We start from the raw sequence: 20,018 nt of genomic DNA, 5'->3' as shown, positions 1-20,018 counted from the left end.
TCTTTAAGGTCTAGGCCATAAAAAAAGCCTCCAAATTGGAGGCTTTTGATTTTTTGAAGCAAGAAGGCTTAACCGATTCTCTCGATCAAGTCAGCCGCTCTGTTTGAGTAACCGGCTTCGTTATCATACCAACCGACCACTTTGGCCAAGGTACCTTGAACCGCAGTTAGGTTTGAATCGAAAATGTTTGAATGCGGGTTGCCCACAATATCGATCGAAACGATTGGATCTTCCGTGTACTCAAGGATTCCTTTCATTGGACCTTCAGCTGCCGCTTTCATGGCCGCGTTGATCTCTTCTTTTGTGGTTTCTTTTTTCAAGACTACCGTCAAATCCGTCAATGAACCATCAGGAATTGGCACTCTCATGGCGATACCGTCGAGTTTTCCTGCCAGGTGAGGCAATACCAAGCCTACAGCCTTAGCAGCACCAGTAGAAGTTGGTATGATTGAATACGCTCCTGCTCTAGCTCTTCTTAGGTCCCTGTGAGGGGCATCCTGAAGACGCTGATCTGAAGTGTACGCGTGTACGGTAGTGATGTATCCTTTTTCAATACCAAAGGCATCGTCCAATACTTTTGCCATTGGCGCCAAGCAGTTGGTAGTACAAGAGGCATTAGAAAGAATGGTTTCGTTGCCTGTCATGGTGTCGTCGTTCACGCCCAATACCACGGTAGGAATTCCGCCTTTTGCAGGAGCAGAGATCACTACTTTTTTAGCACCTGCTTCGAGGTGTTGACCAGCGCCAGCTTCATCCAGGAAGAATCCTGTTGATTCCAACACTACATCTACACCAAGGTCGCCCCAAGGAAGGTTACGTGGCTCTCTTTCAGCCGTTACCTTAATTTCTTTTCCATTGACAACAATACCATTGTCAGTAGCAGATACAGTTCCGTCGAAACGACCGTGAACAGAATCATACTTTAGTAAATGGGCTAGTGTAGCGGTATCGGTTAAGTCGTTGATGGCTACGATTTCGATGTTTTCTTTTTTTAATAAGGCTTTGAAAGTCAATCGTCCGATTCTTCCAAATCCATTGATGGCAACTTTAGTCATAAGTTTATCCGTAATGGTTAATATTCAGTTCAAATGAGGCGTAAAGCTAAGAAAGCCAGACACCTTTTCAAATATAAATGCGGATAAGCTCATGTCGGTTCCAGCGGAAACGATTGAAATTTTTATCCACAAAAGTTTTTGATATTTAGAAACTCTCCGACATATTTGCAGCTCGAAAATCACCGACCCTGCTGAATTGCTTCGCATCAGGTAGGGAAAGAAAGAAATTCGACCGGAAACGGTCCCTTCGTCTAGGGGTTAGGACGCCAGGTTTTCATCCTGGAAACAGGGGTTCGATTCCCCTAGGGACTGCAAAAAGCACCGCTTCTACGAGGCGGTGCTTTTTTTGTCCCTAGGGGTCCGCGCTGCAGGCTGGCTCAATGCTAAAAAGCTCCACTGGAGCTTTTCTAAACGCATTGCCCTCCTAGGGACTGCATTCTGTCCTTCTCCTTGAAGAGGTGCCTGCCTGCACAGAGCCGTTTCGGCAAAGGCAGGGTGCCCGCAGGGCGGAGGAGTAGCTTATTTCAAGATAATCTTTCCTTGCTTAGTTTTTTGTTCCTTCAACCCAAGGAGCTCCGCTTTCTTTCAGCTCATTTAATAGACGCTGCATGTTAGTGGTTGCCTTGTCTAATGCGTTATTCAACTCATTAAGTTCACTGTTGATAAGGTCAAGCGAACTGCGATTGGTAGCTGTCGGTCCATAAGTCGAAGTGCCGACTCCGAGTTGCACTTTAAAGAGTCGGTCGCTAATGATTGGGTGGTTTTTAGCACCCATTTCATTCTTTGCCGGGTTCCCGTTCACTTGTGAATTGATCTTTAATAATTCGTTTCTCAATTCACTGATCTGCTTATCTAGTTCTCCCGGTACTGCGGAGGATGCCTTGAGTGCCTTCTGCATGGCATGAGTTTTGGCAATGGCATTGTTTAACTCTACACTCAATTTTGCAATGCCTTTAGACGTGTTTTCGAACGTTCTCCAGAACGCCGCTACTTCGGAAGGGTCGGCTGCATCTAGTGCACCTTTTCTCATTTGGACAACATCAAATGAAACGGGCTCAGTCAATTTACTCACCGTACCATCAACCTCTTTATACAAAGTGGCCATGTATGTTCCGGGCGCTACCATAAAGCCACTTCCCTCCATGCCGTCTCCATGGAGGCTCACAATTCCAGGATTTGGGTACTTTAAGTCCCAAGTGACGCGATGAAATCCTTTGGCAGTAGCGGCGGGCACTCTTCTAATCACCTTGCCATCCGATCCGGTAATGGCCAAGTACACACTGGGGCCTTGTTCATTGGCTTCTGCTTCTACCGCATCCCATCCGGGGAATGTCGCGCTTCCTGATTCTGATTCTGTTTTCTGCCGAATGGCTGCTTGAGAATGGAGGCTTTCTTTTAGATAATAAGTGAATGTGGCGCCAAATGCCGGGTTATCTGCTACATAATGCTGAGCCCCCATAGACCCTTTCTGAGTATCGAGGTCTATGTGTCCTCGAGGGATATACCACCAAGCCTTACGAGGAGTGAAGAGGGTGGCTTCTTGTTCCAATTGCTCAGCAGAGACCTCCCGAAGTGCAGAATAGTCGTCTAAAACAAAGAATCCCCTACCAAAGGAAGCTCCTACCAGGTCATTCTCTCTTTTCTGAATGGCAAGGTCCCTGAATGAAATGGTTGGCATTCCTCCTGTAAGTTTTGTCCAATGCGAACCTGCATCAATGGTGAAATAGATACCCCACTCGGTAGCCAAGAACATCAATTCTTTTTTGACATGATCTTGAACTAACCTCCAGAGCAAGGTGCGATCCGGTAAATTTCCTTTGATCGATGTCCATGTATTCCCTTTGTCATTGCTCATCACCAAATAGGGAGAGTAATCTCCATATTTGTGATTGTCGAGTGTGACATAGACTGTATTGGCATCGAATAGATCGGCTTTCACATCATTGATGAAAGCAGTAGCGGGAACACCGGGCATGCTGCCAACCTCGATTTTTTTCCAGTTTTGTCCCCCATCTTCTGTGACCTGGAGGATGCCATCATCTGTTCCGGCATAAATTAAATTTTCCTGAACGGGCGATTCTGCTAATGACGTGATGGTATTGTAATTTGACATGGCCAAAACATCCCAGGGAGAATCCCAGCTCTGCTGACCGCCCATGATCGGAAGTGCTAAACGCTCTTCGTTTTTTGTGAGATCTCCTGAAATGGCGGTCCAGCTATCGCCTCTGTTATCAGATTTCCAGACCCGCTGCGACGCAAAGTAAAGCCTTGTCGGTTTGTGCGGACTTACCAAGATAGGCGCATCCCAGTTGAACCTCTCATAGTCTTCTCCAGCATCAGGTTGTGGTTGAATGTCTGTGATCTCACCCGTGGTCATATCGATTCTGGAGAGCTGTCCTTCTTGTCTCTCTGCGTAGACGATATCAGGGTTTCCGGGTTCTGTTGCCGGTTGATGCCCGTCCCAATTGAGTACCATGCGCCAATCTGAATTTTGGATGCCGTGAATGTTATCCGTTCTGGATGGGCCACCCTGGGTGCTGTTATCCTGTGTGCCTCCATAGATGTTATAAAAAGGCTCTGCATCATCCAGAGCGACTTTATAGAATTGCGTGACTGGAATATTAGAAAAGTATCGCCAGTTGTCGCCAAGATCGAAGCTTTCATAAACGCCTCCATCAGTGCCTATCATCAGGTAATTGGGATCGTCCTTCTTGAATGCCAGGGCATGATTGTCCACGTGCTTATGTGCTGTGTTCAATAGGGTGAAGGTCTTGCCTCCATCTTTAGAGACCTGAACATCGGTGTCCATCAGGTAAAGCCAGTCAAAATGGTGTGGAGAGGTGTAAAGTTCCTGGTAATAATGTGGCCCTGTTGCGCCCGATACAGCATCAGATTGTTTGGTCCACGTGGCTCCGCGGTCGAGAGATTTGTACAATCCGCCCGTTCTTCTGTTGAGCTCAATCGCCGCATAAAGGATATCAGGATCTTGATGGGAGATCGCTAAGCCAATTTTACCCATTTTTCCGCTGGGTAATCCGTTTGTCAGTTTTTGCCAGGTCTCACCGCCATCCTCACTACGATAAATGCCTGTATTAGGTCCTCCGCCCATGTAAGCAGCCACTGTACGATGCCTCTCCCAAGTGGCAGCATATAGCCTATTGGCATTTCTTGGGTCTACTGCAAATTCTGCAACCCCGGTCCATTCATTGTCTCCTAAAGTGCGTTTCCAGGTTTGACCACCGTCGGTTGTTTTGTAAAATCCGCGCTGACCTCCTTTACTCCACAAAGGACCTTGCGCTGCGGCATAGACCACATCTGAGTTTTTTGGATGGACATAAATCGTCCCTAAGTGTTCAGACTCTTTGAGGCCCATGTTGGTCCAGGTCTTTCCTCCGTCTTCCGTTTTATAGATTCCATCACCAAAACCAATATGGCGACCGCCATCATTCTCACCCGTTCCCACCCAAACTACGTGCGGGTTATTGGGATCTATGGCTAGGCTACCGATAGAATAAGATCCTTCGTTATCAAAAATGGGTTCCCACGTAACGCCCGCATTCGAAGTTTTCCATACCCCACCGGAAGCGACAGCTACATAACGGATGTTATCATTTTCCGGGTGTATGGCGAGATCTGCAATTCGACCCGACATAAAAGCAGGGCCGATGTTTCTAAATTCAAGTCCATTGAAAAGGTCTGATGTGATCGGACTTTCTTGTTGAACTAGTGCCTTTTTATTGCTCCTTTTTTTCTGCCCCAAGATGTCATTGAGAAAGAAGATGGATAAAAGAAGGGATAGGAAGAATGCGCTCTTATTCATTGTTTTTGGTTTGAAGTTCATCTGAAATTAGGTCTAAGTTGTGGAATTTAAAAGAGGAATTACGTAGCACCTTCACTCGTGATTCTCTGGCTGTTCTTTAAGAAAGGTAGGCCTGCGGCGATAAACCTAAGCCAGCTAAGTAGTTCTGATGAATGAATCTTGCTTAAAAAGAACTTTGAGGAAAGGGGCAATGGCATTTCGGTTTGGAAGACCTGATCCCACAATTGAGCAATTGGTTGTTCAAAAAGCCTCGTTCACCCCAAAGTAAAAGCCTCGGTTTCCATTGGTGCCAAAAGCCATGTCTAAGCGGACCAGGGTGTTTTGGTTTTTGATGATCTTGAAACGAATCCCACCACCGAAACTCGGGCGGATCGCATCAAAAAAGTCGCGTCGTTCGTTGCTTACTTCACCCAAAAGACCAAAACCGGCTACTGCCCATCGGGCGGCCAATTGATGTCGATACTCGGCCTGCAACACGTACATGTGGTTGTCAATGAAACGTCCTTTGAAATAGCCTCTTGCCCTGTCGCCACCGCCATACCAAGCCAACCCTTGAAAAGGAATGTTGCCGAAGGTGCTTTCGTTGTAAAACTGAGCAGCAAAGGTACCCTTATCCGATACCGGGAAATAAGCCCGTAGGTCGGCGATGTATTTGTTGAAGCTGGAGGTGGCGCCCCATACCTCGCTCGAAAAGCGGGCGTTCATCTGCACCAAATAGCCGCTCTTGGGCGACTCCAATTGGTCGCGGCTATCCAAGTTAAAGATCACACCCAAGCCTGAAATAATGGCTTTATTGCTCCCGTCGATGTTTCCAGAGGCCAATAAACCGCCTTCTTCCACTTCCGTGACATCGTGATTCTGATAAACGAACTCGAAGCCAAAATTCAGGGAGGGAGGCAATCTTTTCAATAAGGCCACCCTGAACTCAGTGGAGGTCATGTCATAGACCTCCTCGCTACTATCGAGCGTCTTGTTGCCTATTCCCCAGAACAGGTTAGGGTATACCTTGTATTTGTAGGCCCCGTCCAAAAAGAAATCCCCCTTGTTGAAGTAGAGCTGCGGTTTAATGTCGAGAATGAACTGATTATTGACCGTGTAGATCACATTGGTGAATACATTGGACAGCCGGGCATTGTAGATATTGGATTGACGCAAAAAGAACAACTGCGCGCCCGCTCCGCCCCCAAATCCGGTTTCCGGCGTACTGAAAAGGATGGGCACGATCACTGCCTGCAGCGACTTTGTTTTGCCCAAGGTATCTGATCGAATAAGGGCCTTGTCCTGCGCCATGAGAGAGAAGGAAGAGCAAAGCAGAAAAGTCAGTAGCATCCGTTTCATGGCTAGAAGAAGAATTTTTCCAATAAGAGGCTAAAACCAAAATTAAAGGCCACGCTACTGAGGCTCAAGTTTTCATTGCTGCGGTTTAGCCCCGGCTCTACTTTGCGGTCGGCGACAATCCAAAAGTTGGTCAGGTTCATGCCGAAATTGAAGAGGATCTTGTCACTCACTAAATGGGCATACCCAAAGCGTAGGGTAGTACCGAATCCATTGCCGTCCACACTTTCTTTCAATTGGGTAGTTCCAGAGCGGACACTGCTCGCCTCAAAAAAACGAACGTAGCCCGGTGAAAACTCAAGAAACAAGGAGCCGGTGGTGGCCGGAGAAAAGAAGTGGCTAATGCTTGGACCAACAAAAATGGATTCTGATTCGCGCTCCAAAATACCACCGGCCGATGAACGAATGGCATTCAAGCGCAGACCTGCCGCCCAACGCGCCTTGAAGAGTTTGTTGGAGGAGATGTTCAGGCCATAAGCCGTGTTGAAGCTGTTTTGGTTCGCGATGGCATTCGTGGTACTACTGGCCGAGCTGATGCTGCCATCCAATGTGGTGAGCCATAGCCCCTTTCGAAAAGGGGATGCATCTTCTTGAGCCTTTATTTGGATGACCAAAAGCATCAGTAGAAGCAGGCAAAGTCCTTTGATCGTTTTCTTGATCATCTTGCGGATGAAATTAACAAAACTATCGGCATCACGATTTCTTTTTTGCGTATTTACGCATCACAGCAACGAAATCCTGCGCCGCAGAAAGGGTGAAGAATTCCTTAAAGACTTCCATGTTGGCCGTTAGGGGTGAGGCATAGTTGAAGCAACCTTTTTGGATCTTCAAACCTTCACCCTTCGCTTGGATGAAGGCGGCCACTTCGGGGAAGGCATACATCACCATGCTGTGAACGGAGAAATCGTTTTTGTTCTTGGACAGTGCATACTTGCTAAAGCCCTCTTCTTCGAATAGCAAGGCATTGTCAACCGACATGTATTTTCCTTCCTTGACCTTGAGTTGAGGTTCCAAAGTGCGGATGTGCTGAATCAGCTCCTCGAGCCGTTCCTTTTCTTCCGGGGTCAATGCATGGTAAAAACCGGCCATTAGTCTGTGTAGTAAGAGGCGATCAGTTCTTGGGCATAGCGCCACAGGGCATCAGAACCATCTCCAATGCGTTTTTTCTTTTCGATCACCGTGAGTTTTGGTACATCAAATTCCTTCCAGGTACCGCCTCCATTGGTGGCATTCTGCATCATGGGTGCCAAGCGATCAATGGCTTTGGCAAAGCGGGCCTCTGCGGTCTTGGCCAGCTCAAACTCGTGCCATAAGGCGATCAGTTCCTGGGCCTGCTCATCGGGCAAAAGGCCGAAGATGCGTTCTGCCGCGGCGAGCTCTTCTTCTGTATTGTCGTGGCTTTTCTTGGTGTCGAAGAGAAAGGTATCACCAGCATCGATCTCGACGATGTCATGGATCAATAGCATCTTCACCACTTTGCTGATGTCGACGGGCTCATTGGCATGCTCTGCCAAGACGATCGCCATCATGGCCAGGTGCCAGCTGTGCTCGGCATCGTTCTCATGTCGATCGGAGTGGAACAGGCAGGTTTTGCGAAAGACCTTTTTGAGTTTGTCAATCTCTAGGATGAACTCAAGTTGCTGTTGGAGTCTTGTCATGGCATAAAAAAAGCGTCTTTTCAGACGCTTTCAAAATTAGTAGGTTTCGGATTGTCTTAAGCGACTTCCGCAACGCTCACATCTACACCGCCGGTGGCAAAATTCGGAATGTCATTGACTGCCGCTTGCCCCTCGGCAGAGCCCATGTGCTGTTGCAGGTCTTCCAGTGAATTGAAGTAGAGTTCTGCCATGCGGTAATTGCTGGCGGGTTGACCGTCCGGCGTACCAACCATCTTGCTGAGTTCTACTTTTTGTGCCTTGATCTTGGCAGCAATGGGGAGATGCGTTTCGAAGTAATATTTCTCAAAAGCTTCCGGACTCTCCGGGTGTCCATACGTGACGACTAGTTTTACCATAGATTCATTGTTTTGGTTGATTTCCAATAAGATACACCTAATCTTTCACAAACAGGGCAGATGGATCAGAAGTATTATCCCGCCACCTGGGCAAAATGAGCGGTGTAGATCAATTCGGCCATCTCTTTTCCCCAGATGCGGAAGGTGAGTTTCGAGGGGTGCACACCATCGCTATAAAAATCTTCCTTGCGGTGTTCGGGCAAGCGTTCCAACCAGGCATTCAAGTCGATCTTTTGGGCATCGTAGTACACCTGATCATAGGTTTGTATCAACCGCTCCAAGGCAGCACTATGCAAGCGCACCAGGCCTCCCAGCACCAAACGCATGGGCCAGGTAAAGGCAGGAAAGGTATGCACCGGCGGCATGGTGGTGAATAAAATGGGCGTGTTGGGATGAGTCGCCCGTAGGGAATGGATGAGCGCCTTGATGTCTTCGGTCCACTTGGCGGGGCTGTTCAGTTGAAAGGTGTCGTTGCCGCCTAAGGAGATCAGGAACAAGTCAATCTGCTTTTCCTTGATCAAAGGCACGAAGGTTTGGGTGGTCATGGCAGCGGTAAAGCCACTTCTTGCATAGACCTTCCAATGGACCTGCTTGTGGAGTTTGTTCGCCATTGCCTTGCTAAACTGTCCGATGAAGCCATTGCGTTGGTGATCGATGCCCACACCGGCCATGGTGCTCTCGCCTAAACCCACGACTTGGAAGGTGTCTTCTTGCGCCTCACCAACAGTACCCTCAGCACCTTTTGCCTCGGGTAGGCTGGGGAAATGCTTCTTGACCCATTTCGCTTGCAGGTAGAGGAAGGGCATAAAGGGCAAGGCAAGCAGAGCACCCAAGTAGAATTTTGCTTGTTCTTTCAGCATGGGACAATGTCATTGAAGATCTTCAGGAATTTCTTCGGTAAGGGACTGCAGTAGGTTACCTCTTGTTTCTTTTCCGGATGGTGGCAGGTGATGGCATGGGCATGCAGGTAGATTCCTTTTCCGTTAAGCACAAGTCCTTCTTTTCCGTAGGCCTGATCGCCCAGGATCGGGTGCCCGAGTGCAGCCAGGTGCTTGCGCAATTGATGCCTTCTACCCGTTTTAGGCTGCAGCTTGACCAGGTTGAGCTGCCCAAAGCGTTTCGATGGCACGCTCTGTTCTACTTGGAAGGTCGTAAAGGCGGGCTTGTCATCAATGGGGAGATCGATGCTGCCGGATTTTTCCATTCTGCCGATGCTGATGGCATAATAGACCTTTTGGATGCTGTGCTGCTGAAATTGCTCGCTTAGGCTTCTCAGACTACTGCTTGTCTTGGCGACGACGAGCACACCCGTGGTGCCATAATCCAAGCGATGCACGGGCCATGGGGTACAGGCATCTGGCGCTTTGCTTGGGCTGATGTGCAGGGGCAAGGCATTGGCGATGGTGACAAAGCGGTTGCCGCTGACCTGCACGCCAGCGGGTTTTTCAATGATGGCCAGCTGCTCATCTTCATGCAGTATGTTAAAGTCGAGAGTGGGCATCTCTTTGGCCTGCGGCCTCTCCGGCAGCTGGATTCGGAGGGTTTCGCCACCTTTGATCCAAGTGGCCGTGCTGCCTACTGCTTCATTGACCCAAATCTGCTGCTTTTTGATGGCCTTTTTGATCGAGGTCTTGGTGGGGTAGTGGACAAATACGCCTTTGGCATAATCGGCCAGACGCTGCGGTTCGGCTTGTTCAGGCACCAGGTGACTGATGCTGTTGTGCGCTATGTCTTGGCCATTCGTCTCCACGCTTGGGGTTATTCCTGATGGATCTCCTCAACAAAGGCTTGAAAAACGGCCTGATGCTTGGCCAGGTCCATGTCCGGGGCGCAGGATACCCTGGCGATGTAGTCCTTGTCCTCCTCTTTGGTGGTGCCTTGGGTAGAGGTGGCCGGAATGGTCCAGTAACAGCCTTTCAGTTGGCCATAGCTGACGCAGTACTTCGATTCCGGGATCTGGTCGATCATCTGATGGATCAATTTCAGGTTCAAGGCGCGTTTGTACTCCTCCCGTTCTTCGGGCGTCTCGCCTTTGGTCGGTAGGTCTAAAGAAAAGACGGAAGGGGTGAAGTGCTGTGCGGCCAATGCCTCCGAGACAAAATTGATCTTGGCTTCTGGCAGGCTGGCTTGAATGAAGTTGACTAATTTTCGAGTGTTGGCATAAGCGTCTTTGATGCGCTGCAGCATGGAAGGCATCTGCTCCGCCAGGATGGCGATCTGCAAGTCCGTGGCCTCGTTGTCGCAGAGTTGGATATGCCTAGCGATCCTTTCCATCAAGGCAGCGCCTTTTTGATTCGCTAAGCCATAACCAGCCGTGCAGAGTCCGCCACTGGGAAATTTCGAGCCACTGACATAGGAGATGGTACGAATGCCGGAGAGGATGTCCTCCTCACCTAAGAATGGCACATTCGGACAGAAGGTTTGATCGAGGATAAAGACCGGATCGACAGCTGCTTGTCCTGCTTTGGTAGTTCTTGCTTTGCTGAGTACCTGCTGCAATCGGTCGAGGTCGGGCACTTCTACCCGTGGATTGGTCGGGATCTCGACAATGATCAAAGGAACCGCATCTTCTTGAGCGATCTGCTCGAGTACGGTATCCAGGCTATCGACCATGTTATGGCCGCTATCGACCAACAGGTCAACGATCTCTACATGGTCAAGGCAGGCGGCGACGCGGCGGGCCTGGTCGTTGGTGCCGCCATAGCAGTTCGGCGGTACGATGAATTTGATGGCTTTGCCCGGATGGTGCGTCAGCGCATCGTCCACCAGTCCCATCATGATGGCATATTGCACCGACAGACCACTGGAGCCTAACACGGCTTGGGTGGCGGAGCCAGTGATTTGGTGGATCGACCGGAGTACGGCCGTCTTTTGTTCAGAGACATCCGTAAAGCAAGCTTCTTTGATCTGACCACAGAGCAGCTGCAGGGCCAAATGACAGTTAGCCGGTGTCATGGCGATGGATTCTCTTCGTCTGACGTGTTGGATCTCGCCGACATAACCGGCATTGGCTGCTCCATTCACTAAGATCAGACTACCCAATTTGGGATGCGTGCTGACGAAAAAGTCGATGTTGGCTGTGAGCTGGGCATCGAAGAGATCGCCCGAGCTGGAAAGATAAATGCTGCTGCCGTCTACTGCCGGAACTGCTGCCGGGCCTTCCACCTGATGCAGCTCGACCGAGTAACCATAGACCCTGCGCAAGGTGTCCATATCAAGATGAACAGGCAATTCATCTTTGTAAAAGAGGTACGTGGTGCGCTGCTCCAATAAGTTCTTACGCAATACTGCCAGAAGGGGCATGCTCGCAGAAGAAAAGCTGATCACCTGTTCCGGTGCCAGCCCGTGCAGCTGTCCCAAGGCCCATTCTAAGACGCAAGAAAGGGGATGACCCAAACGGATGTAATCAAATGCCGTGGGTAAGGCGGCTAATGCGCTCGAATTGACACTATTGATTTGAAAAAGGGCGTCGAATTGGGTTAAAAATTCCGTTTTGGCTTCTGCTTCGTTGTAGATGTCCAGGCGATGGGTGGTGAGCCGTAACCAATCCTGTGGCATTTGGTCCAATACATCGTGAAGAAAGCGGATGATCTGCTGTTGTTCCATAGGTGTTGCTTGTCTGCGCGGAGCAGCTCTTGCCCCGCTACAATGGCAAAGATATATTTTCGCCAACGCTATAAAAACTGTAATGGAATTGTTGTTCAACGGCATGTGCTAAAGGGAGGGTAGCGGCGGGTCTGCTGCGCTGCCCATTCGTTTTCTCAGAACATAAATCGTATCATTGAACTATTGAGTTGATGTTTGACTAAATCCATTTGACCATGCCCATGAATGCCTTTTCCAAGCCCTTGATCAAGGTCCTCGCATTCGTTCTCCTGTGGATTACGGCCTGTTCCGAACCCCAGACCGCGCAACAAGGACTCGATACCTCTCCTTATACGTCCATCTTCGGCAAAAATGTATTGGTCTTTGACGAGACCATGGATGTGGAGGAGATCAAGCAAACGCTTCAGGCCTTACACGAACAGCAGATGCACAATCAATTCGGTAGCGAACGCTATGCCTTGCTTTTTAAACCCGGTACTTATGATCTGGATGTCACCGTCGATTATTATGTGCAGGCCTTGGGGCTTGGTCGGTCTCCCGATGATGTAACGATCAATGGGGCGGTACAATCGACCACCACCACAGATGACAATAAGGTGACCGTGATGTTCTGGCGTGGCGCCGAGAATTTCAAGGTGGTGCCCAAAACCAATGAAATGGTGTATTGGGCGATCTTCAGTCGCGCAATGGTACTTTGCATGGTGTCGAAGGATCGGTCGGCGATCTCGTACATGCTCCAGTTCTTCACCGCTTCTTCTTCGGCTTCTTCCCCCTTGATGGAGTCGACAAAGGAGGCGATCTTCTGCTGGATGTGTTTAAAGGTGCTGTTCTCTTCTAGCTGATTTACCGTTTCGCTTTCCTCATGGGCCAAAGGTCCGCCCAGGTTCACGGCAATGGTCAAGTCGTTGTTCTCATTGAAGGTAGGGGCAATGGGTACCGGGTTGAGCACGCAACCATCGATCAGGAGGGCATCGTCTTTTTGCACCGGAGTGAAGAACAAGGGGAGTGAGACCGAGGCCCGAATGGCATCGAACAAGGAGCCGGAGTTGATCCAGACCTCTTTTTCGGTGATAATATCTGTGGCCACTGCCGTAAAGGGGATGTCCAGTGCTTCGATCTGCAGATCGCCCAAAAATTCGGTCAGGGTATTGATGATCTTATCGCCTTTGAACAAACCGCCACTGCGCCAGGAGAAATTGAGTAGTGCCGCGATATCGGTCTTGCTTAGGGAGAGCATCCATTGTTCTAGCTCTTCGAGCTTACCCGCCGCATAGGCACCACCGATCAATGAGCCAATGGAGCAGCCCGAGATGGATTTGATGTCGAAGGCATGTTCTTCTAACCACTTGATCACCCCAATGTGTGCCAAGCCCCTGGCTCCTCCGCTACCCAGGACAAGCGATACGGTTCTTTTTTTGGATGGGGTTGTTTCTTTTTTCATGGCGCAGGGCTAGTCTTAGGTCAACTAACTTAGCTAATTTCTGTCATTCGCAAACGCTCGCATTGCACCATTTGATGATTCCATGCTTATATTAGAGGCATGCAAAAGATATTTCCTTACCTCCTGATGCCCTTTCTCCTCTTGGGTGTCCTTGGTTGTTCCGATCAAGAGTCAGAAAGTCCTGAAGAACCCGAAATTGTACCACCAGCCGATTATGAGCTGGTGTGGTCAGATGAATTCGACGGAGCTGGTGCCATCAATGGCGAGAATTGGTTTCACCAAACGCGGCTACCGAATGGCAGCAGCTGGTTCAATGGGGAGTTGCAACATTACACCAACCGAACAGAGAACAGCTATGTAGCGGATGGCTTTTTGCACATTGTCGCCAAGCGCGAGCGCTTTACGGATCAGGGGCAAGAGAAGGAGTATACCTCCGCTCGCTTGAACTCTAAATTTGCCTTTACCTACGGCCGAGTAGAGATCAAGGCCAAATTACCCACAGGTTTAGGCACCTGGCCTGCCATGTGGACCTTGGGAAGAAACATCACCGAGAATGGCGGCTATTGGGCGGAGGAATTCGGTACCACCAGTTGGCCGGCCTGTGGCGAGATCGACATCATGGAGCATTGGGGCTTTGATCAGAATCGCATCCAAGCGGCTTTGCATACCCCTTCAAGCCATGGCGATACGCAAAATAAGGGCAGTATTGTTGGCGAGGACGTGAGCAATACCTTCCATGTCTATGCCATGGAATGGACAGCCGAAAAGATCGATTTTTACTACGATGATGAGCTGTATTACAGCTATGCGCCAACCAGCAAGAATAACGATACCTGGCCATTCACGGCACCGCAATACCTTCTGCTGAACATCGCCATGGGGGGCGTTGCCGGGGCGGTAGATCCTGACTTTACGGAGTCTGAGATGGTCATTGACTACGTGCGCGTATTCCAGAAATGATCGCTAGCGGGCTTGTTCCGCTGGCTTGATGAAGTAGTCCTTGAGGATGTCCATGGAGACGTAGTCCAGGGTCTTTTCATGACATGCCACCGGGTCGATTTGGGGCGCACAACCGGCCTGGTAGGCCTCGTACCATCTGCTGACGCATAAACACCATTGATCGCCGGGTTTGAGTCCCGGAAAACCATACATCGGATTTGGGCTGGAGAGGTCATTGCCCTTCGCTTTGGTGTAAGCCAAGAATTCTTCGGTCACCACGGCGCAGACCGTGTGGGTGCCCAAGTCTTCAGGACCTGTTTCACAACAGCCGCTGCGCGTGAATCCGGTGAGGGGATCTGTACTGCAAGTGGCTAAGTCTGTTCCGAAAATGTTTTTTGCTGGCATAGACGATATCTTTTAAGCAGGATAAGAATTTTCTGTTAGCAAATGATTCAATTGATGATATTCTTTTTGCCGTCCATTTTCAGAGGCTTTCATCAGTGCATTCAGTAGATCGATCTTTCGCTTTTTGATCATCTTTTGAAACAGAAGGAGTTAGCGATCCCTTTTTATGGTCTACTTCCGCTGTCCGCTTCGCGATGCGCAGAGGAAGCGCCGGAGCAAATAGCATAACATGCACAAGCTGCGAAATCAGTCTAAAACGTAGAAATTTAGCTTAAAGATAAGGATCTACTGTCTGCTAAAAGGGACCATCCATGAACGTTTTGGCTCCTTGAAAAGTAGCGCTAACGCAAGGTCAATGCCTCTTAATTTCCGAAGGGGATGTTGTCAAAGTAGACCACATTATCGCTACTTCTTTCCTGAAAATCGGGGAAGAAAATGAGTTGATCGATAATACCGGTTACGCCTTTGCCAATGCTTCCCGATAGGTCGAAGGTCAATTCTTCCCATTCGTTAATCTTGGTGTTGGCTACTTTTATTTCAGGTTGGGCTTCTGCTCCAACTCCCGGAGGAGCAAATTCCGCAAATTTTAAGGCCACATCACTAATGACAGATTTATAGACCATGACCTTGACTATTTTATTGCTTTCATCAAAACGAAATGCACCGATGTCTGCGCCATGCATGGTCTCACAGCCAACATAAGCTGCACCATTTTCTCGCGCTATTATTTTAGCAACGGTCGAGGAGCGATTGATGCCGCTGGCATCAGGGTTACGGACAAATTCTACAGCTGGATTGTCATCATTTTCAAAAACGCTCCAGGTCCATGATGTACCAAAGCCTTTGGGCTCAAAATCAATTGGGAAATAAGGAGGCACTTCAGCATAGTCAACGTCAGGTGCATCGGTGGTTTCCTCGTCATTGCAGGACATGAGTAGACTACAGATCATGAGGACCAATAGTGCGCTTTTCGCGAAATAATTAATGTTTTTGGATCTGTGCATGCTTTTATTTTGTCTTGTTGTCCTTTTTTCAACGGAGGGCATTCAATTGTGTGCTAAGCTACATTTTAATTCGATGCCCTGTAGCTAAATAAGTGGACTTATTTCACCAGGTGAGCTGAATGCTAACGGTTGGTTTATCATGTATATGGAGAGCGGGGTTCGCACTATTTACTTAAACGATACACTGGCGAACATTTTATTGACTGCTGCTCAATCTTGTGAATGAGGTTAACGGGTCTATATTGTCAGCTTGCTGCTAGTTTCTTGACGACTTTTTCATGAACCTAAGGATAAGCATCAAGATCAAGGAGACCAATCCTGAAATGCCGGCCAGTAGGGCAGAGATGATGAAATCTTCCTGAGAAAGGTTCAGGCGCTCTTTGCTGAAGAGGTAGACGATGCCCACTCCAAAGAGGAAAAGAAACAAGGCCAAAGCGGCCCTAAATACATTTCTAAAACTATTCTCCATCGCTTCAATGGTCCTGTAGGATGCGCAAAAGCTTATTCATTCCAATAGTACCGATAGCATAACCGGGAGTTGGGGAAGAGGTTTTGGGTTTATTGGTAAAATCCCCAGCACAGGGTACAATGATCCCAAAATCTTCGCATGTTACACCCGTTCGGCTACCCAGTCTCTGGCGTTCATAAAGGCCTTGATCCACGGGCTTAAGACATCCGCTTTTTGCTCAGCCGGATAATGTGCCCAGTTCCATGGGAAGATCGAGCGCTCAAAGTGCGGCATAATGGCCAAGTGTCGCCCGTCTTTGCTGGCCAAACCGGCCACGTCATAGTCAGAGCCATTGGGTGAAGCCGGATAGGCCTCATAGCTGTATTTGGCGATCACATGGTAGGCGCTTTCTGCTTCCGGAAGATTGAAACGGCCTTCGCCGTGCGCTACCCAGATGCCCAGTCGGCTGCCCGATAAGGAGCCCAGCATCACGGAATTGTTTTCTGGAATGGTCACATTGACAAAACCGGATTCAAATTTATGCGCCACGTTGTGGTCGAGGTGTGGATGCTGTTGATGCTCAGGGTAGAGCAGGCCTAATTCGCCCATCAGCTGACACCCGTTACAGATCCCTAGTGAGATGGTGTCTTCTCTGGCGTAGAAGTTATCGAGTGCGGCTTTTGCTTTTTCGTTGTACAAGAAGGCACCGGCCCAGCCTTTGGCAGAACCCAAGACGTCGGAGTTGGAAAATCCTCCCACAAAGGCGATAAAATTGACATCGCTGAGGTCTTCTCTACCTACGATCAGGTCGGTCATGTGCACATCCTTGACATCGAAGCCTGCCAAGTGCATGGCATAGGCCATTTCACGGTCGCCATTCACGCCTTTTTCTCTGATGATCGCTGCTTTGATGCCCGTGCGTTCCTTGCGGTCCGGGTTCAGGCCAAGTGCCGCATATTGTCCTTCGAAGGCTTCAGGAAATTCAAAGGTTAGCGGTTGTAACTTGTAGTTCTCAAAGCGTTTTTTCGCCATGGCTTCACCCGACTGTTTTTGATCAAGCAGGTAAGAAGTTTTGTACCAGGTGTCTCTTAAGCTCGGTATGTCGAGCAAATAGCTTTGTGTATTCGTTTGAATGGAAAGGATCGGTTCTCCGATCGGTGCGCCCAATTCATAGACTGTTGTGCCCAATGCGCTCAGCTGTCCCACGATCTCGGCCACATGTGCATTGGCGACTTGGAGCACTAGGGCAGGTTTTTCTGAGAAGAAGACCGAGATGTCATCGGCTTCAGTAATGGCTTTGAGGTCGATGGCAATACCTGCATCTACCTGCGCAAAGGTCATTTCGAGTAAGGCAGTGATCAAACCACCAGCAGAGACGTCATGTCCTGCCATGATCTTATCGGCTTTGATCAGGTCTTGGATGTAATCGAAGGTACCGGCAAAAGTAGCCGCCGATTTGATCGTCGGAGCATTGGTGCCGATCTTGCCGACCACTTGTGCGAATGAACTTCCACCGAGTTTGAATTCGTCGCCCGAAAGGTCAACGTAGAGCAGGGTAGACTCAAATTCTTTTTGGATCACGGGTTCCACCACCTTTTTCAGGTCGCTGACTTCGCCAACAGCCGACACGATGACCGTGCCCGGGGCATAAACCACCTCGTCTTTGTATTTCTGCGTCATCGACATGGAATCCTTTCCGGTCGGTACATTGATGCCCAACTCACAAACGAAGTCAGAAAGTCCTTTAACGCCTTCATAGAGGCGTGCATTTTCGCCCGCATTCTTGGCTGGCCACATCCAGTTAGCCGACAGGGAGATGCCTTTGAGGCCATCGGTGATGGGAGCGAAGATGATGTTGGTGAGGGATTCGGCAACGGAGAGTTGAGAACCGGCAACCGGATCGATCAAGGCAGAAATAGGGGCATGGCCAATGGAGGTGGCAATGCCTTTGATGCCTCGGTAGTCGAGGGCCATTACGCCCACATTATTCAAAGGGAGCTGAATAGGACCCGCACATTGTTGTTTGGCCACGCGACCCGTCACACAACGGTCGACCTTGTTGGTCAACCAGTCTTTACAGGCCACCGCTTCCAATTGCAATACCGCATTCAGGTAATCTTGCAATTGCTTGATGTCGTAGCTGACCTCTGCAAAATTGGTGTCGGTAGAACTGTCTTCCAGGATGGTGGTCGGCGATGAGCCGAACATGTGGGCCAATTCCCAGTCCATGGGATTTTGTCCGCTGACCTTGTTTTCAAATTTGAAGTGATGGTCGCCCGTAATGTCACCCACCACATACATTGGGGCGCGCTCACGTTCTGCGACACGCTGCATGTATTCAATGTCTTTTTCTTTCATCACAAGGCCCATGCGTTCTTGTGATTCGTTGCCGATGATCTCCTTGTCTGATAGAGTAGGGTCACCAACCGGTAATTTTTTCACGTCGATGGTACCGCCTGTTTCTTCCACCAATTCGGACAAGCAGTTCAAATGACCACCTGCCCCATGATCATGGATGGAAACGATTGGGTTTTCGGCTCTTTCCGCCATGGCACGCACGGCATTGTAGACCCTTTTTTGCATTTCCGGATTCGATCGCTGAATGGCGTTCAGCTCGATGCCGCTAGCGAACTCTCCCGTGTCGACAGAAGAAACCGCGCCACCGCCCATGCCGATGCGGTAGTTGTCACCACCCATCACCACGACTTTATCACCGGTTTCCGGGGTGTCTTTTAAGGCATCTGCTTTTTTTCCATAACCGATACCACCGGCTAACATGATCACTTTGTCGAAACCGTATTTCTTTCCGTCTTCCTCGTGCTCAAAAGTGAGTACAGAACCGGAGATGAGGGGCTGCCCGAATTTATTGCCAAAATCAGAAGCACCATTCGAGGCTTTGATCAGGATGTCCATTGGGGTTTGGTAGAGCCATTTGCGTTCCGGCATGTTCTGCTCCCAGTTTCTGTCTTTTTCAAGACGCGAGTAGGAGGTCATGTACACAGCGGTTCCTGCTAATGGCATGGAACCTTTTCCACCGGCCATGCGGTCCCTGATCTCTCCTCCAGAACCAGTAGCGGCACCATTGAAGGGTTCTACTGTGGTGGGGAAGTTATGCGTCTCTGCCTTGAGCGAGATGACGGACTCAAAGTCCCGGGTTTCGAACCAATCGGCTTTGTCTTGTGAAGCTTGTGCGAACTGCTCAACGGTAGGTCCTTCGATAAAGGCCACATTGTCTTTGTAGGCAGAGACCAGCTTGTTTGGGTGTTCGTTTGACGTCTTTCTGATCAATTTGAACAGAGAGGAAGGCATTTCTTGCCCATCGATGATGAAAATGCCATTGAAAATCTTGTGACGGCAATGCTCGGAATTGACTTGTGAAAAGCCGAATACCTCACCATCGGTCAGTTTTCTACCCAGTTTATCGGCTACCTCATTCAGGTAAGTAATTTCTTCTTCGTTCAGCGCGAGTCCCTCTTGCGCATTGTAGGCCGCAATGTCGTCGATGAACTGGACAGGTGCAGGGGTGCTGTCGATGGTGTAGAGGTGTTGATCAAGCACTTTGTAAAGCACTTGGAGCATCGGGTCAAAAGCCACTTGCTCGCTGGCGACCTCTTCAAATTCTTCGATCCGCTCTATACCGGAAATGCCCATGTTTTGGGTGATCTCCACCGCATTTGTACTCCATGGCGTGATCATTTCTTTGCGTGGACCCACGAAAAAACCACTTAATGCTTGTTCGTCTTTTAGGGTCGCGTTACCAAAGAGCCACTGGAGTTTGGGGAGGTCATTTGCTGAAATAGCGGTTGAGGTACCTACCGCATAGATTTTGCCTTGACCGGCATCGAAAAATTGAATCATTAGAGCGTCCTTCTTAGGATGTTAATCAAGTCGCAAAATTAGCAAAAGATTTGGGACAAATTCATACCCTCGCCAGAGGGATGATGAATCTAT

17 protein-coding genes and 1 tRNA gene are annotated in these 20,018 nt (G+C 49.2%); 2 read left to right on the top strand and 16 right to left on the bottom strand.

What is annotated here, in order from left to right; translation table 11 throughout:
* Window positions 1-68: 68 nt before the first annotated feature.
* Complete coding sequence (gene gap, locus AC2D6U_RS08340) at window positions 69-1,055, bottom strand: type I glyceraldehyde-3-phosphate dehydrogenase (protein WP_484720497.1); 987 nt, start codon at window positions 1,053-1,055, stop codon at window positions 69-71.
* Between the two features lie 240 nt (window positions 1,056-1,295).
* Here gap and AC2D6U_RS08335 point away from each other — a divergent pair.
* Window positions 1,296-1,367: transfer RNA gene (locus tag AC2D6U_RS08335), tRNA-Glu, on the top strand.
* 232 nt (window positions 1,368-1,599) lie between these two features.
* Here the strand turns inward: AC2D6U_RS08335 and AC2D6U_RS08330 are convergent.
* The 11 genes from AC2D6U_RS08330 to AC2D6U_RS08280 form a co-directional block, all read right to left on the bottom strand.
* The gene (locus AC2D6U_RS08330; protein ID WP_484720496.1) at window positions 1,600-4,875 is read right to left on the bottom strand and encodes a VPS10 domain-containing protein; all 3,276 of its coding nucleotides are present in this window, start codon (window positions 4,873-4,875) and stop codon (window positions 1,600-1,602) included.
* Between the two features lie 240 nt (window positions 4,876-5,115).
* Window positions 5,116-6,213: a BamA/TamA family outer membrane protein gene (locus AC2D6U_RS08325; protein ID WP_484720495.1), complete on the bottom strand. Its 1,098-nt coding sequence runs from the start codon at window positions 6,211-6,213 to the stop codon at window positions 5,116-5,118.
* 2 nt (window positions 6,214-6,215) lie between these two features.
* Window positions 6,216-6,872, bottom strand: coding sequence for a hypothetical protein (locus AC2D6U_RS08320; RefSeq protein WP_484720494.1), 657 nt, complete (start codon window positions 6,870-6,872; stop codon window positions 6,216-6,218).
* Between the two features lie 31 nt (window positions 6,873-6,903).
* On the bottom strand, window positions 6,904-7,299 hold the full coding sequence (locus AC2D6U_RS08315) for a hypothetical protein (protein ID WP_484720493.1): 396 nt from the start codon (window positions 7,297-7,299) through the stop codon (window positions 6,904-6,906).
* Window positions 7,299-7,868, bottom strand: coding sequence for an HD domain-containing protein (locus AC2D6U_RS08310; protein ID WP_484720492.1), 570 nt, complete (start codon window positions 7,866-7,868; stop codon window positions 7,299-7,301). The genes AC2D6U_RS08315 and AC2D6U_RS08310 overlap by 1 nt, the downstream gene beginning before the upstream one ends.
* Window positions 7,869-7,924: 56 nt before the next feature.
* Window positions 7,925-8,224 (bottom strand): EthD family reductase, encoded by a 300-nt coding sequence (locus AC2D6U_RS08305; RefSeq protein WP_484720491.1) that lies wholly within the window; start codon window positions 8,222-8,224, stop codon window positions 7,925-7,927.
* A 74-nt stretch (window positions 8,225-8,298) separates the two neighbouring features.
* Window positions 8,299-9,084, bottom strand: a complete 786-nt coding sequence (locus AC2D6U_RS08300; RefSeq protein WP_484720490.1) for an SGNH/GDSL hydrolase family protein — start codon at window positions 9,082-9,084, stop codon at window positions 8,299-8,301.
* Window positions 9,078-9,974, bottom strand: a complete 897-nt coding sequence (locus tag AC2D6U_RS08295; protein ID WP_484720489.1) for an RluA family pseudouridine synthase — start codon at window positions 9,972-9,974, stop codon at window positions 9,078-9,080. The genes AC2D6U_RS08300 and AC2D6U_RS08295 overlap by 7 nt, the downstream gene beginning before the upstream one ends.
* An 8-nt stretch (window positions 9,975-9,982) precedes the next feature.
* Window positions 9,983-11,830: a cystathionine beta-synthase gene (locus AC2D6U_RS08290; protein ID WP_484720488.1), complete on the bottom strand. Its 1,848-nt coding sequence runs from the start codon at window positions 11,828-11,830 to the stop codon at window positions 9,983-9,985.
* 155 nt (window positions 11,831-11,985) lie between these two features.
* On the bottom strand, window positions 11,986-12,228 hold the full coding sequence (locus AC2D6U_RS08285) for a hypothetical protein (RefSeq protein ID WP_484720487.1): 243 nt from the start codon (window positions 12,226-12,228) through the stop codon (window positions 11,986-11,988).
* 107 nt (window positions 12,229-12,335) lie between these two features.
* Complete coding sequence (locus AC2D6U_RS08280; RefSeq protein WP_484720486.1) at window positions 12,336-13,271, bottom strand: patatin-like phospholipase family protein; 936 nt, start codon at window positions 13,269-13,271, stop codon at window positions 12,336-12,338.
* A 99-nt stretch (window positions 13,272-13,370) separates the two neighbouring features.
* On the opposite strand from AC2D6U_RS08280, the gene AC2D6U_RS08275 reads away from it, so the two are divergent.
* Window positions 13,371-14,231 (top strand): glycoside hydrolase family 16 protein, encoded by an 861-nt coding sequence (locus tag AC2D6U_RS08275; RefSeq protein ID WP_484720485.1) that lies wholly within the window; start codon window positions 13,371-13,373, stop codon window positions 14,229-14,231.
* A 3-nt stretch (window positions 14,232-14,234) separates the two neighbouring features.
* On the opposite strand, the gene AC2D6U_RS08270 is transcribed toward AC2D6U_RS08275, so the two are convergent.
* From AC2D6U_RS08270 to purL, 4 genes are all read right to left on the bottom strand, one after another.
* Window positions 14,235-14,615, bottom strand: a complete 381-nt coding sequence (locus AC2D6U_RS08270) for a DUF2237 family protein (RefSeq protein WP_484720484.1) — start codon at window positions 14,613-14,615, stop codon at window positions 14,235-14,237.
* Between the two features lie 362 nt (window positions 14,616-14,977).
* On the bottom strand, window positions 14,978-15,619 hold the full coding sequence (locus tag AC2D6U_RS08265) for a hypothetical protein (RefSeq protein WP_484720483.1): 642 nt from the start codon (window positions 15,617-15,619) through the stop codon (window positions 14,978-14,980).
* 256 nt (window positions 15,620-15,875) lie between these two features.
* Complete coding sequence (locus tag AC2D6U_RS08260) at window positions 15,876-16,088, bottom strand: hypothetical protein (protein ID WP_484720482.1); 213 nt, start codon at window positions 16,086-16,088, stop codon at window positions 15,876-15,878.
* 141 nt (window positions 16,089-16,229) lie between these two features.
* Window positions 16,230-19,925 (bottom strand): phosphoribosylformylglycinamidine synthase, encoded by a 3,696-nt coding sequence (purL, locus tag AC2D6U_RS08255; RefSeq protein ID WP_484720481.1) that lies wholly within the window; start codon window positions 19,923-19,925, stop codon window positions 16,230-16,232.
* Window positions 19,926-20,018: the final 93 nt, after the last annotated feature.

This window comes from Roseivirga sp. YIW32, from assembly GCF_057219245.1.
This window is presented reverse-complemented; position numbering and strand designations above follow the sequence as displayed.